The organism is Bacillus sp. JJ1566, assembly GCF_036962685.1.
Classification (GTDB): Bacteria; Bacillota; Bacilli; order Bacillales; family Bacillaceae_L; genus Ferdinandcohnia.
Window position 1 is genome coordinate 23,693 of sequence record NZ_JBALOP010000041.1, and the last position, 13,231, is coordinate 36,923.

Consider the following 13,231-nt stretch of genomic DNA (forward strand, 5'->3'; position numbering starts at 1 on the left):
GTCCTAATTCCAATATATGAACAAATAAATTCTCATATGCAAAAAGTATTTTGGTAAAGTCTCAGAAGATGAAATCTTTCATTGAATATTTGGGGATTCAAACATTAAAGATAAGTCAAGGGAGGGATTTTATGCGATTACTTATGTTGTTGATTATTTCTATTGTGGTGTTCTGCCATATACCCAGTGCCTTAGTCCATGCCTCTACTCAAATGGACAAGGAGTATAGCAAAGTGATCAAACACTTTTTACCCAAGGATGCAGAATTGCTGAAACCACATTCACACACTCAAACTCAGCCTGTTCAGGCATATGATTTTGATCAAGACGGGCAGAAGGAATTGATAGTTCCCTTTAAACAGCCTGGAGACCCCGTGAAGATAAAGGTAATGATTCTAAAGAAAGAAAGACACAACTGGAAAAAGATTTGGGAAAGGGCAGGAGAAGGATTTGATATCGAACTTTCAACCCTTTTGGATATAACAGGTGATGGTGTAAAAGAGTATGTAGTCGGCTGGATGGTGGGTGCATCCGCAGGAAATAAACTAGAAATATTCCAATGGCAGAGTCCTTCATTTAAGGAAATTTACGACCACTTTTATCACAAGATGGATATTTTAACAAAGGATCATCACATATATTTGGCCATTTGGGACAGATTTTGTTGTGACGCGTACATAGTGGACGTAATCGGCTGGAATGGCAAGATGTTAACTAATAATGCGAAGGTGTATACAGAGTATTATCCTAAAGTTGATGAATTTTATAAAAAGAAGATAGAAAAAATGGACGCCTGGTTTTATTGGTATGCACTTGCCGATGCGCAAATAAAAGCAAATTTACTGAATGAAGCCAGGACCTCGATTCAAAAGGGATTATCATTTAACTTGGAAAATAAGATGTTCGTGGATTTACAAAAGGAATTAGATAAAAAAGAAGAACAAAAGGTGCGCAAATCTAGTGAAAATTGAGGATTGGTCTATTCTTATGGATACAATGTGTGCTGTCGTGTTGGCTGCTACTGTTCTTCTCGTTGTAACCATCGTATTGATTACAACTACAATTATTGTATATCGTAACAGAATTTTTGGTGGATGAGTGGACTCAAAGGTAAGCTTGGATAAAATCTTTCCAAAAAACAAGAACATATTTTCAAATATGTTCTTGTTTTTGTGTGGTGTTTTTGGTTGGTTTTGCTTTACTAATTAACGATAGAAGCAAGCACCAACAATGATTAATAAGATAAACAATACAACGATTAATACAAAGGAATCGTTGCAAGGCTCTTGACAACCATACCCATAACCATAACTAGGACAACATTCAGATTCATAGCTTGGGGCCATATAAGTTGGTTGTGGTGCCATATAAGGACTTGAAAAAGATGCCGCATTTACGTTATTAAGATTTAACTCCATGTTCATTCTCCTTTTCTTTATAGTGAAGATTCCCTACAGTATACTCACCTAGTTTAAAATTGCCACGTTTCGCCTTTAAAATGGGTAATTGCCCCGGACATTAAGGAGGGATACTTTTCGATAAAGAGGAATGAAAAATTTGTAATATTTTGGTATTGATGTATGGTAAAATCAGTATACAGGTTTAAGTCATTTTAGTATCAAAAGTACAGCTGTTTTGGGGGATTGTTTTGTGAAAGAAGATTAAGAAGGTTTCGTACATAAGTATGTTTTTGGGGTGGAGTAGGAACAATTTTAGTTTTATTGGCTTTTTATTCACAATTGGATACATAAATTATTTAGAATCAAAAGCAGGCGTAAGTAAAAAAGCAACTTGGATTAGGGCTATCCTTTCAATTAACGTGTTTTTTATAGTTTCCTATTTTTTGTATTTATAAAAGACAGAATAATTCGAAACCTAATCGTAAGTAGAAACGTATAATTTAGTAAGGTCATACCAACACAAGGGGGATTACTTTGGCTGAATTCATTATGTATTTCATTCTCATGATTCCCTTATATGCTGTGTTCATTTGGACCTATTTTTATCCAGAAGAAAGTATGCTACTTGGACAAAGATGGATGTACAAAGAAGATCCCGAGTTTTCGGATGATGCAATTCGTTATACGAAGTTTGGAGCGGTTGTAGGTGTTTTCCTTTTAACTATGGTTTTTGCACTCTATATCATTGATCACTTCATGATTCGACTTTTTATCATTTTGGGATTTGTTTCCTTTGTCATTATTGGTGGCTATAGGGTGCTAAAAAAATAACTAGAATCCTAGAAAATTCAATGGTAATAAACGAGAAAATGCTCATTTTTTGTAAGTGATTTTTGTATAATGTATTTATGCACTTAAGGGTACAAACAAATGGAGGGGACATGTAAATGGAGAATGAGGTTTTTGTGGATAAAGAGAAAGAAAAACCGAAAATGAAGATGGAGCGGAAAGAAGGGGAACCAACTGCAGCCTTTAAAGGGGCTTCATGGGCAGCGTTGTTAGTTGGGGTTTCTGCTTATCTTATCGGTTTGTTTAACGCAGCAATGGAACTCAATGAAAAAGGGTATTATTTTGCAATTTTAATATTTGGTCTGTATGCATCCGTTTCTTTGCAAAAAGCGGTAAGGGATAAAGAAGAGGGAATTCCGGTTACAAGTATTTATTATGGGATCAGCTGGGTTGCCCTTATTGTATCCATTTCGTTGATGGCCATCGGTTTATACAACGCAGGAAGTATCGTTTTAAGTGAAAAAGGATTTTATGGTATGGCATTCGTTCTTAGTCTTTTTGCAGCGATTACCGTTCAAAAGAACATTCGTGATACACAAAAGGCGAGAGAAAGAGATTAATAGTTCTAAATTTGGGCCATCCATTTCTAATTGGATGGTTCTTTTGATAAATGTGTTTCTAAATTTGAGGTGTATGTCATGACGAAAATCTTGTACTTGTTCTTGGTAATAGGACTTTTAATATCATTTTTTGGAATCTTACCTTTTGCCTTTGATTATCCATTTTCCGAAGGTCCTCATTCTGGTCCAACAAACTATTGGGAGCTAATACTGATTATTTCCTACGAGGGAAAGGGGAGATATTTAGTTATCGGGATTTTGTTACTTATATTAACGATACCTCCACTTATAAAAAGGAAACAGAAGGAGGATTTCTCATGAGATGTGGGGCAAAATGCTTCCTTGTTGAAATAGAAGTGGACGGAAAAACCGAAGTGAGGCAGGTTAACGCCAGGACACCTGCAGAAGCGAGAAAAAATATCCGTAAAGAATGTGGAGCAGAAACTCATATTCTAGCAGTTAAGGAAGAAAAGAAATATTAGAACAAATTTTGAAGAATAGGTTGATAAATAAAAGGCATTGCAGATTTTGCAATGCCTTTACCAATAGAATGTCTAGTTAATTTTTATTCGATTCAGGTTTAATTTTTTCAATTCTCCACTTTTCGGTAGGATCATCTCTGCCCATGGCCTTTGTCATGACGAACTCGTATTCACCAATATCCTTAACGGTGTTATAGGTTAAAATTATTCTATCTTTTTCTGTTCTAACTGTTTCTAGTTCATGTACCGCATTTTGTATCCATTCAACCGACTTTTCGTTAAATACGAAAAAACATGGGCAGGTGAGGGAGCTGTCTTGGGCAGTCATTCCATTACCAATATTGAAGGCGATAAACTTACTCGCCTCTTCGAACGATTTAGCTTCCTTATAAGATTCAACTAATTTTATCGCCTCAAGAATATCCTGGTAATTAACAGGTGTTTTCAATGCTTCAACTTCCCCTTCTAGTTTTAACACATCTTCTGTTAAGCGTTTATTCTCCTTCTCTAATTCCTTAGATGAGCTAGATTGACCATCCAATTCTTCTTCCATTTTAACTATCTGTTCTACTAATTTTTCATTATCCTTCTGTAGTCCGTTATAATCTTCCTTTATCGCTTGTTCTCTCATAACAGCTAGAATTGTTACAGCAATCAATAGAACAACACCAGCCGTAACAAAATCTTTCATGTTGTATTTCTTCAATTTAACCCCCCATTTCTATGTATCCCATACTAATTATACGATTGGAAAACAATAAGGTAACAACGATTTTGTAGAATTAATATAGTAAAAAACAGATGTAAAATTTGGAAAAACATGCTAATTTAAAGGAGAGATAATGAAGCTTCTAATCTACTGAAAAAAGGAGGTCACGAATGATGAGCAAATTAATTCGAGACCCATATCCACTTAAAGGTAAAAAAGTACTGATTACTGGTGTTAGTCGTCGCCAAGGGATTGGATATGCGACTGCACGGCAAGTTGCAGCATGGGGAGCATCTGTGATAATTCATCATTTCCAGGCACACGATAAAGAACAATCTTGGGGTGCAGATAACTTAGATGAAGTAATAAATGGCATAAAGGCTGAGCTAATTGATGATGCGTTTCTGTACGATATTAGCGGGGATTTTTTTAATCCCGAAGAACCAAGAAGGGTGATGGATGAAATCAGTCGTAATTGCGGCCATTTGGATGCACTTGTTTGTAATCATGCAATGAGTGGTAGCGATGGCGCACTTGGTGAGCTAACTGTAGAAATGTTAGATAAACACTGGGCAGTTAATGCACGTTCATCTATTTTACTGGCTCAATATTTTTCGAAACAGCATGATCCTAGGTCAGGCAGAGGGGGAGTTATTTTCATGACTTCCGGACAAAGGTTAGGGCCAATGTTAGGTGAAGTGGCGTACGTTGCTTCCAAAGGAGCATTAGCTGATCTAACGCTGACACTATCTGACCAATTGGCTGATCAAAACATTACCGTTAATACAGTAAACCCAGGACCAGTTGATACAGGGTACATGACAAAGGAAGTGTGGGAAAATCTGAAACCAATGTTTCCGTTTGGAAGAATGGGCCAGCCTGAAGATCCTGCACGACTTATTGCGTGGTTGTTAACAGAAGAAGCTTCTTGGATTACTGGACAAATCATTAATACAGAGGGTGGATTTGGACGTTGGCGCCCACACACTTAATAATGGAGGAATTAGTATGTTTTTAGAGGCAGAAGTGTATCCAATGCTTCTTTGGGGATTTTGGAGCGTAATGGCAACTCAGGTTATTTTCTTGCTTTGTCTTTGGATAAGCAGGAGATTTGATGTCCGCTCATTTGTTTATTTCCTTATCTATTTGGTGTTATTTTGCCTTGCAGGAGAAAATCTTCTTACATCAATAAACACTTATAGCAATGGAACCAGCATGGCTGCCGAGGAAGCATCCTTTCATATGGGATTTGCGGGTATCGCCTGGGCAGTAAGTGTTCTATTCCTATTATTAGGTATAAATCGACTCGTAAGAAAGAAGTAGTTTTTAATCTGGAAAAGAGCACTTTGATTAGGGGTTAATGGAATATTGCTATCAATTAAAGAATAAATGTAATAATACAAGCCATCCTAATCTATTTTTAAGGTGCTGATTTTTTGAAAAGAAATAAAAATATTCATGTAGCAATCCTATTACTGATTTTGATAATAGTTGTCCTGATTGTCCATGTCATTCTCCATGTGAATGTGTATATCGTCTACAGCGCAAGTCTGGGCACGATTTTTATGATTGGACTCATTATTTTCCTCATCATTTTGCTCATTTTAAAAACATAACCGGTCTAAGAGGTGTTAATCAAAGCAGGATTAACACCTCATTTTGTTGAACTTATTTAGGTAATACACAAATTTCCTTTTGGTCAGATGGGAGGTTTCTATGGCATTATTATTTTGGCCGTTCATGATTGCTTCACTTATTCTTTCGATTTTAGCAATTTGTTTAAAGAAACCATTATTGCTCGTGATATCTTCAGTTCTAATCGTGCCCTTGTCCCTATATCTAGCATCTACACCACTATTTGAAATCTGGGGGCTCATCTTTCCACTTTTTTACGTGGGAGCTGCAATGTCCCTTGCCAAAAGGATAAAATGGTTATCCATCTTGCTGATTGCTCCAAACTTTATCCTAATTGGTTGGATCGGATTTACTGTTATGAATCAATAGTATGTAAGGAGTGTCATACACATGGAAATAAAATTACTAATCTTACAAACAGTTCGAATCAAAGAAATGAAGAAGTTCTATGTGGACCTCTTTGGATTTCCTTTAGTGAAAGAGGAGAAGAATCGTTTTCGTATTGCAGTGGGTTCGAGTGAATTGGAATTCACATCGGAAAACGTAAAAGGAAATCCCTATTACCACTTTGCATTTAATATTCCCTCAAACAAATTTAATGAAGCAAAGGAATGGGCAAAAGAGAGAGTCCAATTAAATACTGAGGATGGAGATGATGAAGCCTATTTTTCATTCTTTGATGCTCATGCCTTATATTTTGATGATCCAGCAGGGAATATTGTAGAATTCATTGCAAGAAATACTTCAGAAAAAGGGACAAAGCCCTTCTCGATAGAAAGTGTGTTAAATATTAGTGAAATAGGTCTGACTGTAAATGATGCAATCAGTGTAGGAAATAGGCTAATAGATCTTGGTATAAATAAACGGGATAATGAGCCAATAAGTCAAACATCACTTAATTTTATGGGCGAAAAATCAAAAGGAATTTTCATCATCCTTAATCAGCCAGGGAGAAGATGGATTTTCTCTGATAAAGCTTCTGCTGTATATCCGATTGAAATTCACACAACTGATGGCAGTAGAATTACAGTTGGTTCGGATAATCTAGTAGAAATATAAGAGGGGAATATCTTGATTAGAAAAATTAATATTCAACATGAAGCGTGTGAAGTGTTAAACATTCAAACTGCTTCTTATAAGTTTGAAGCTGAACTAATTGGAACCAGCGACATTCCTCCACTAAAGGATACAGTGGATTCCTTGCAACAATCTGGGGAAATATTCTATGGATACTGTATAGGGGAAGAAGTCTGTGGAGTAATAGCATTTAAAGTTGAGGGAAATGAGATTGACATATATAGGCTGTTTGTCCACCCAAACCACTTCAGAAAAGGGATTGCCCAGATGCTTTTGCATTACATTGAAAGTAAGTACGGAGCGAACACGATAAAAGTAGCAACAGGAACTAAAAATATTCCTGCTATCCATTTTTATCAAAAGAACGGATTTGAAAAAGTAAAAGAAGTATTGGTTGACCAACAGCTATCCATAACCTATTTTATAAAAAAGAAAAAAACATAATATGGTAGGTGAACATAATGGAACAGGTAATTCTAATTCAGCCATCACTGGACTACGAATCCGAATATCTATCTTTCTACAAAGAATGGAAGGACAGCGGAGAAGATATGGTTCCGTGGGTTATTAGTAAGGACCCTTCAAATTTTAAAGAAATGCTTCAGTTTTTGATTGACTCTGAAAAAGGTGAGAATCTTCCGGAAAATTGGGTGCCTGACTCAACCTTCTGGTTAGTCGGTGAAAACAAAAGAGTGATAGGAGCAGTTAATATTCGGCATCGGTTAACCGAAACATTATTCAATTGTGGCGGGCATATTGGGTATGGAATCCGTCCATCTGAGCGACGGAAAGGATTTGCAACGAAACTTTTAGCATTATCTTTAGAAAAAGCTAGAGAACTCGGTATTCAAAAAGCATTGGTTGTTTGTGACCATGATAATATAGGTTCAGCAAAAACGATCTTAAATAATGGCGGGGCACCTGATTCGGAATTTATCGAGGAAGACGGGAACGTCATAAAGAGATTTTGGATAGAATTGTAAATTGAGATGTTTACAAAGCTTTTACAAAGTTGTCACTTATTCAACAAGGCTTTTATAGGATAATAGTACTAGGTACTATAGATGTTCCTTCTCTAACTAGAGAAGGTTTTTACTTTATGGGGGGAAGAAAATGTTCTTAAAGAGAAGTAAGTCTAGTGATAAAAAATGGTTGTCTCTGCTATCTGAACAAAAGGCTGAAACCAACATAACTAATCAACATTTTAAAGAGAAAATGTCGATGATTAAGCTGACTGAAGAAGATTTAAGAGTAGTTGCTTGTATTAAACCATTAGTAGAGAAACATGTGGATCAACTTGTAGCGGGTTTTTATGAGAATATCTTGAAAGTAAATGAATTGGTTGAAATTATCGAAAAGAACAGTAGTGTAGACAGACTTCGTCAAACTCTCCGAATACACCTGTTAGAAATGTTTGATGGAAAATTAGATTCAATGTTCGTTGAGAAAAGAATGCAGATTGCTAAGATTCATTATAGAATTGGACTTTTACCCTCTTGGTATATGGGTTCTTTTCAAAACTTACAGCAATCTCTTTTTCGTGCTTTTAATGAGGAAGTGAGTGATCGAGTTGAATTTAGGATTATTTGGTCAGCGGTTACAAAACTATTAAGTTTAGAACAACAGTTGGTATTAGAAGCGTACAATGAGGAAAATGAACGAAAACTAAAAGCTACTTTTGAAGAAGGGAAAAGTTCACTTCAACATCAGGTGATCGATGTTAGTGAAGGATTACTTGCTGTATCAGAAGAAACTTATGCATCTGTAGAATCACTTATTTCCAATAGTCATGAGGTAGGAGAACTAGTACAAAGTAGTTATAAGCAAGCCAGAGCTATAGAGGAACAAATTATTGAAGGGCAAAAAACACTTTCTAACTTATTACATAATATGAATGAAGCAGAAAAGAATACTCGTTCAATGAGAAATAGTGTGCAAAAGCTAGAAGATTCATCAAAACAGATAACAGAAGTAATAAGAATCGTTCATGAAATTGCGGACCAGACAAACTTACTGGCCTTAAACTCAGCTATTGAAGCAGCTCGTGCAGGTGAACATGGTAAAGGTTTTTCTGTAGTAGCTAAAGAAGTGAAAAAACTAGCTGAACAAACGAAATCATCAGTCACAAATATACAAGATTTAATAGAAAGATCTTATTCATACACGACTAAAGTTATTGAAAGTCTGAAAAGTGTTGAGGCAACAATTAGAGCTGGAGCTGATTCATCCAAATCAACAAACGAGACTTTCCAAACTATAAGTATATCTATTGAAGAAAATGAAGGTAATTTAGGAAAAATGGATGGCCAGATAAGAGGATTAGTATCAGTAATTGAAGAAATTGGAACAGTAACTAAACAAATCTCAGTATCTGCTGAACACTTAAATAAAGCAACACAGAGCGTATAATGTTTTTTCGCTTTTTGGGTTTTATTCGAATTATCATATAACGTCAGAACTTTGGTTAACACTATAATCGTAGTAAAAAAGTTCTTGACTATAAGGAAAAATTTTTGGTAAAGTTACAAACAGACCAGTTGGTATGTCGGAGGTGTAGGAAGGGTATGGATACAAAATCGCTAATCATTGAAATCGCAACAAAGCTTTTTCAACAAAAAGGATATATAGGTGTAGGACTAAATGAAATATTAAAAGCATGTAATATTTCAAAAGGTGCACTCTATCATCACTTCCCAAATGGAAAAGAAGAATTACTTATTGCCTGCCTTCAAGAATTGAATGAAGTCATTACCAAGGATATTGAGGAAATTTTTAATCGGTGCTCGAACACAAACGAAGCTACAAAAGCTATGATTGATAAAGTGATCGGTCATTTCGAAACGGAAGGAACGATTGCTGGTTACACATTTAGCAGTATCGTTAGCGAAATGGCTTCATTGAGTGAACCCGTTCGCAATACTTGTTCCCTCTTATATTCAAAAATGCAACGGATTTATTCAAACAAACTAGTAGCAGATGGATTTTCGGTAAAAACAGCTGATTCTATTGCTCTGACGATGGTAGCGACTGTTGAGGGTGGAATGATGCTATGTTTAACACAAAATTCAAGCTTACCACTAAAAACGATTTCTCAAGTGATTCCTAATTTAGTACAGAAATTCAATAAATGAGTTTACAGATTTCAATGCCTAAGCAATACTTGTTCCCAACCTTACAAAAAAGAATAATATGGTTTTTGAAAAACGGCTAATTCCACTTTTTCATGAGCAAAGCTCAGGGTGAAGGGGGATTGGCCTTTATTTTGCAAAAAATAGATAAAATTCTGGTCGAATCAAAGAAAAAGGAGATTTTTATGAATACACATTTACAAGTTAAAAATCCAAAGGAAATGGCATTTATCCTAATGCTAGGTACGTTTATTGGTTTATTTGGTGAAACAGCATTAAACATGGCATTAACGAATATTATGGGTGAATTTTCAATCAAAGCCCCTATTGCCCAATGGTTAACAACAGGATATTTATTAGTATTAGCCATTTTAGTGCCGATTTCAGCACTATTAATGAAGTGGTTTAGCACAAGACAATTAGTTATTGGGGGACTTGTTCTTTCGCTGTTAGGAGCAATTTTAGCAGCAGTGTCTATAGATTTTATAATGTTATTAATCGGTCGTATCGTCCAAGCAATCGGCACAGGTATTCTAATACCGGTCATGACGAGTGTTCTATTAATTATTTTCCCTGTTCATAAACGTGGAGTAGTCATGGGGATTATGGGTCTTGTTATTACATTAGGTCCAGCATTGGGACCAACACTTTCAGGGGTTATTATTAGTACGTTGGGGTGGCCGTATATTTTCTGGATTAGCGCAATTTTATATGTTTTATTGACACTTTTTGCAGTAGCTAAAATTGAAAATGTTTCGGAAATCACGAAACCAAAAATTGATTTTTCATCAGTTGCTTTATCTACAATTGGTTTTGGCGGATTAATTTACGCGTTAGCAACGATGGCGGAAGCATCTATTTCATCTCCTAAGGTATGGGGACCTTTACTTGTAGGAGTTATGGCACTAGCGTTGTTTGGCATTCGCCAGATGAAAATGGATCAACCAATGGTTAATTTACGTGTATTTAAGTACCCTATGTTCACATTAGGAACTGCCATGATGTTTCTTGGTATTTTAATGATTTTAGCAACTGGAATCTTATTACCAATGTATTTGAAAGATGCTTTATTATTAAGTGCTGCGGCCGCTGGTTTAATCCTACTTCCTGGTAACGCCGTTAATGTAATTATGTCACCGATTGTTGGAACCCTATTTGATAAATTCGGAGCACGTGTTTTCGTCATTATTGGTTCTATTGTGATGGTGATTGCAAATTTCATGTTTGCATCCGTAATCTCATCAACAACTTCTGGTTGGCTAATCATCGTAGCATTTATGATTTTCTTCTTTGGGATAACGATGGTCATGATGCCATCACAAACAAATGCACTTAATCAATTGCCACGTGAATTATATGCAGATGGTTCAGCGGCTATGAATACATTAAACCAGGTAGCAGGTGCAGCCGGAACAGCCATAGCGATTACGATCTTTACAGCTGGTCAAGGTAATTATGTAATTGATGCTCCTCATGCTTCCCAACCGGAAATATTAGCAGCAGGTATAAAATATACTTTCTACTTTATTACTGGAATTTCGATTGTTACATTAATTTGTTCTATATTTGTAAAAAAGACAAACAATGAAAAGGAAAAATCTCCATTAGCAGTGAAAGCAACAGAACCTGTTCAAAACTAGGGAATCAAGCTTAACTAGCATCCCTGGACTTTCTTTTATATTAATCGAGAAACCATTCGGAGAGACGTATCTTTACGAATGGTTTCTTTTTTTATGATATAAGGATTTTCTCCGTTATATTATTGATAATATCCCCTCTGCTAAGAACACCAATAACCCGACCTGCCCCGTTAACGACGGGAAGTTTTTTGAAACGATGCTGGGATAATAAACGCATTGTACCCTCGAAATCATCATCAGGTGATACGGAGAGGATATTTCGTTTGGTCATAATTTCTTTTACCGGTGTATCCAATTTTTCCTTCATGACATCTTCGAATTCCCCAACTTCTATTAAATAAACAATTCCAGCAATTCCTATAGGCCTTGGAGTAAGGTACCGTAATACATCCCCATCTGAGACCATACCGACTAAATTTCCTTTATCATCAACAACTGGCACACCGCCAATTCGGTTTGTTTTAAGAACAAGTACTAACTCTTTGATAGTATTCGAAGGCTTTACAGTAAAAACTTTTGTTATCATGAATTCTCTAACTTTCATTGCCAATATCTCCTTTTGGTTTGTAATCGCATACATAGTAATATATTAATATTCTAACAAAAATAACGTTTCACTTGTCATTTAGAAATTTGACAATTTTGTGGTATAAGAATGTCGTAGAAAGGTTTTGGATACAATTATAGATTGATTTGTTTCTTAAGCCTTGCTACCATATTAATGAGCATAGTCTTAAACTGAAACAAAGGAGTCCTTTTCCATGATTATTCAATTCATTCGTTATAGATAGAAACAGGTATAGACGATTCCAAGGCCCTACTTATTTTTTTGAAACGTTGGTAAGGGTTTATTTGTCTATGCCTTTTTCATTTCTAAAAACGAATGAATGAGGTGGCTATTTTGTTACAAAGGAATAAAAGAATACAAAGTGCAAATTATGTGAGTAAATTTGAATCGATGTTTGCTTGTCCTATTTGTCATTCATCAATGAAGGTTGTGGATGCCAAGAGCTTGGTTTGCATCAATCGTCATACATTTGACTTTACGAAACAGGGCTATAACAATTTTATGGCTCGTCCGGTAAACACGAGGTACGGTCAAGAACTATTTGAGGCACGAAGAAATCTTATAAACGAATGTGGTTTTTTCCAGCCGCTTATTCGTGAAATTTCAAATATTATCAATAAACATTCAGGAACCAAATTATCTATTCTTGACACAGGATGTGGTGAAGGTTCACACCTGTCAGCTATTTGTGAAGGTTTAAATAAAGATGTAGTTGGTGTGGGAATTGATATTTCTAAGGTAGGAATACGTGCGGCATCTGAGAATTACCCAAATAAAATTTGGGCGGTGGCAGATCTTGCAAACACCCCGTTTCAGGATGAACAGTTCGATTTCATACTCAATATCTTCTCTCCGTCGAACTATACTGAATTTAATAGACTGCTAAAAATAAATGGTGCAGTTATTAAAATTGTTCCTCAAAGTGGCTACTTGAAGGAGCTACGGGAACAGCTTTTTGAAAATCATTTATATTCTAATGAGGACACAAAAAATAGATTTCATGAGAATTTTCGATTTGTCGACAGTTCAAGGATAACCTACACCCGAACGCTTGATAAAATTGCCCTTGAATGGTTGGTTCAAATGACCCCGATGACTTGGTCAAAAAAAGATAAAGTAGCACAAATTTTAAATAAGGAATCTGTGCAAATAACGGTTGATTTAGATATATTGATTGGTAAAA

Annotated in this window: 19 protein-coding genes and 1 pseudogene; 17 read left to right on the top strand and 3 right to left on the bottom strand. The window is 35.8% G+C overall.

What is annotated here, in order from left to right; translation table 11 throughout:
• The first annotated feature begins 131 nt into the window (after nt 1–131).
• Together V7112_RS15810 and V7112_RS15815 are read left to right on the top strand one after the other, a co-directional pair.
• Complete coding sequence (locus tag V7112_RS15810) at nt 132–971, top strand: hypothetical protein (protein WP_335421494.1); 840 nt, start codon at nt 132–134, stop codon at nt 969–971.
• Nucleotides 961–1,098: a hypothetical protein gene (locus V7112_RS15815; RefSeq protein ID WP_335421496.1), complete on the top strand. Its 138-nt coding sequence runs from the start codon at nt 961–963 to the stop codon at nt 1,096–1,098. The genes V7112_RS15810 and V7112_RS15815 overlap by 11 nt, the downstream gene beginning before the upstream one ends.
• A 107-nt stretch (nt 1,099–1,205) precedes the next feature.
• Here the strand turns inward: V7112_RS15815 and V7112_RS15820 are convergent, their stop codons facing one another.
• Nucleotides 1,206–1,346, bottom strand: a complete 141-nt coding sequence (locus V7112_RS15820; RefSeq protein WP_438823897.1) for a YjcZ family sporulation protein — start codon at nt 1,344–1,346, stop codon at nt 1,206–1,208.
• A 588-nt stretch (nt 1,347–1,934) separates the two neighbouring features.
• Here V7112_RS15820 and V7112_RS15825 point away from each other — a divergent pair.
• The 3 genes from V7112_RS15825 to V7112_RS15835 all read left to right on the top strand — a co-directional run bounded on the left by V7112_RS15825 (nt 1,935) and on the right by V7112_RS15835 (nt 3,291).
• A complete protein-coding gene (locus tag V7112_RS15825; protein ID WP_335421498.1) occupies nt 1,935–2,231 on the top strand; it encodes a hypothetical protein in 297 nt (98 codons plus the stop codon).
• 116 nt (nt 2,232–2,347) lie between these two features.
• Entirely contained in the window at nt 2,348–2,809 is a 462-nt protein-coding gene (yiaA, locus tag V7112_RS15830) for an inner membrane protein YiaA (protein WP_335421501.1), read from the top strand.
• Between the two features lie 317 nt (nt 2,810–3,126).
• Nucleotides 3,127–3,291, top strand: coding sequence for a hypothetical protein (locus tag V7112_RS15835; protein WP_335421503.1), 165 nt, complete (start codon nt 3,127–3,129; stop codon nt 3,289–3,291).
• A gap of 76 nt (nt 3,292–3,367) precedes the next feature.
• Here V7112_RS15835 and V7112_RS15840 read toward each other — a convergent pair whose 3' ends face one another.
• The gene (locus tag V7112_RS15840; RefSeq protein WP_335421505.1) at nt 3,368–3,997 is read right to left on the bottom strand and encodes a hypothetical protein; all 630 of its coding nucleotides are present in this window, start codon (nt 3,995–3,997) and stop codon (nt 3,368–3,370) included.
• Between the two features lie 176 nt (nt 3,998–4,173).
• Here V7112_RS15840 and V7112_RS15845 point away from each other — a divergent pair, with 176 nt between their 5' ends.
• The 11 genes and pseudogenes from V7112_RS15845 (at nt 4,174) to V7112_RS15890 (ending at nt 11,480) form a co-directional block, all read left to right on the top strand.
• Nucleotides 4,174–4,992, top strand: coding sequence for an SDR family oxidoreductase (locus V7112_RS15845; RefSeq protein WP_335421507.1), 819 nt, complete (start codon nt 4,174–4,176; stop codon nt 4,990–4,992).
• 16 nt (nt 4,993–5,008) lie between these two features.
• A complete protein-coding gene (locus V7112_RS15850) occupies nt 5,009–5,323 on the top strand; it encodes a hypothetical protein (RefSeq protein WP_335421509.1) in 315 nt (104 codons plus the stop codon).
• A 113-nt stretch (nt 5,324–5,436) separates the two neighbouring features.
• Complete coding sequence (locus V7112_RS15855) at nt 5,437–5,616, top strand: hypothetical protein (protein WP_335421511.1); 180 nt, start codon at nt 5,437–5,439, stop codon at nt 5,614–5,616.
• A gap of 100 nt (nt 5,617–5,716) precedes the next feature.
• A complete protein-coding gene (locus V7112_RS15860; protein WP_335421513.1) occupies nt 5,717–6,004 on the top strand; it encodes a hypothetical protein in 288 nt (95 codons plus the stop codon).
• A gap of 21 nt (nt 6,005–6,025) precedes the next feature.
• Nucleotides 6,026–6,694: a VOC family protein gene (locus tag V7112_RS15865; RefSeq protein WP_335421515.1), complete on the top strand. Its 669-nt coding sequence runs from the start codon at nt 6,026–6,028 to the stop codon at nt 6,692–6,694.
• A 12-nt stretch (nt 6,695–6,706) separates the two neighbouring features.
• Entirely contained in the window at nt 6,707–7,156 is a 450-nt protein-coding gene (locus V7112_RS15870; protein WP_335421518.1) for a GNAT family N-acetyltransferase, read from the top strand.
• A gap of 17 nt (nt 7,157–7,173) precedes the next feature.
• Nucleotides 7,174–7,695 carry a GNAT family N-acetyltransferase gene (locus V7112_RS15875; protein ID WP_335421520.1) on the top strand — a complete coding sequence of 174 codons (522 nt, stop codon included), beginning with the start codon at nt 7,174–7,176 and terminating at the stop codon, nt 7,693–7,695.
• 130 nt (nt 7,696–7,825) lie between these two features.
• Nucleotides 7,826–8,359, top strand: a pseudogene (locus V7112_RS23855) (protoglobin domain-containing protein); the annotation flags it as partial.
• A gap of 273 nt (nt 8,360–8,632) precedes the next feature.
• Nucleotides 8,633–9,121, top strand: coding sequence for a methyl-accepting chemotaxis protein (locus tag V7112_RS23860; RefSeq protein WP_438823898.1), 489 nt, complete (start codon nt 8,633–8,635; stop codon nt 9,119–9,121).
• 155 nt (nt 9,122–9,276) lie between these two features.
• Nucleotides 9,277–9,843, top strand: a complete 567-nt coding sequence (locus V7112_RS15885) for a TetR/AcrR family transcriptional regulator (RefSeq protein WP_335421524.1) — start codon at nt 9,277–9,279, stop codon at nt 9,841–9,843.
• Nucleotides 9,844–10,025: 182 nt separating this feature from the next.
• Nucleotides 10,026–11,480 (top strand): DHA2 family efflux MFS transporter permease subunit, encoded by a 1,455-nt coding sequence (locus V7112_RS15890; protein WP_335421526.1) that lies wholly within the window; start codon nt 10,026–10,028, stop codon nt 11,478–11,480.
• Between the two features lie 91 nt (nt 11,481–11,571).
• Here the strand turns inward: V7112_RS15890 and V7112_RS15895 are convergent, their stop codons facing one another.
• Entirely contained in the window at nt 11,572–12,024 is a 453-nt protein-coding gene (locus V7112_RS15895; protein WP_335421527.1) for a CBS domain-containing protein, read from the bottom strand.
• Nucleotides 12,025–12,438: 414 nt separating this feature from the next.
• On the opposite strand from V7112_RS15895, the gene V7112_RS15900 reads away from it, so the two are divergent.
• The coding region (locus V7112_RS15900; protein ID WP_335421590.1) for a methyltransferase domain-containing protein at nt 12,439–13,231 on the top strand (793 nt) is incomplete at its 3' end.

Coding starts and splice junctions, on each gene's coding strand:
- V7112_RS15865 (WP_335421515.1), top strand. CDS start 6,026: ATGGAAATAAAATTACTAATCTTACAAACAGTTCGAATCAAAGAAATG.
- V7112_RS15895 (WP_335421527.1), bottom strand. CDS start 12,024: ATGAAAGTTAGAGAATTCATGATAACAAAAGTTTTTACTGTAAAGCCT.
- V7112_RS15845 (WP_335421507.1), top strand. CDS start 4,174: ATGAGCAAATTAATTCGAGACCCATATCCACTTAAAGGTAAAAAAGTA.
- V7112_RS15850 (WP_335421509.1), top strand. CDS start 5,009: ATGTTTTTAGAGGCAGAAGTGTATCCAATGCTTCTTTGGGGATTTTGG.
- V7112_RS15875 (WP_335421520.1), top strand. CDS start 7,174: ATGGAACAGGTAATTCTAATTCAGCCATCACTGGACTACGAATCCGAA.
- V7112_RS15860 (WP_335421513.1), top strand. CDS start 5,717: ATGGCATTATTATTTTGGCCGTTCATGATTGCTTCACTTATTCTTTCG.
- V7112_RS23860 (WP_438823898.1), top strand. CDS start 8,633: ATGAGAAATAGTGTGCAAAAGCTAGAAGATTCATCAAAACAGATAACA.
- V7112_RS15890 (WP_335421526.1), top strand. CDS start 10,026: ATGAATACACATTTACAAGTTAAAAATCCAAAGGAAATGGCATTTATC.
- V7112_RS15810 (WP_335421494.1), top strand. CDS start 132: ATGCGATTACTTATGTTGTTGATTATTTCTATTGTGGTGTTCTGCCAT.
- V7112_RS15835 (WP_335421503.1), top strand. CDS start 3,127: ATGAGATGTGGGGCAAAATGCTTCCTTGTTGAAATAGAAGTGGACGGA.
- V7112_RS15820 (WP_438823897.1), bottom strand. CDS start 1,346: ATGGCCCCAAGCTATGAATCTGAATGTTGTCCTAGTTATGGTTATGGG.
- yiaA (WP_335421501.1), top strand. CDS start 2,348: ATGGAGAATGAGGTTTTTGTGGATAAAGAGAAAGAAAAACCGAAAATG.
- V7112_RS15885 (WP_335421524.1), top strand. CDS start 9,277: ATGGATACAAAATCGCTAATCATTGAAATCGCAACAAAGCTTTTTCAA.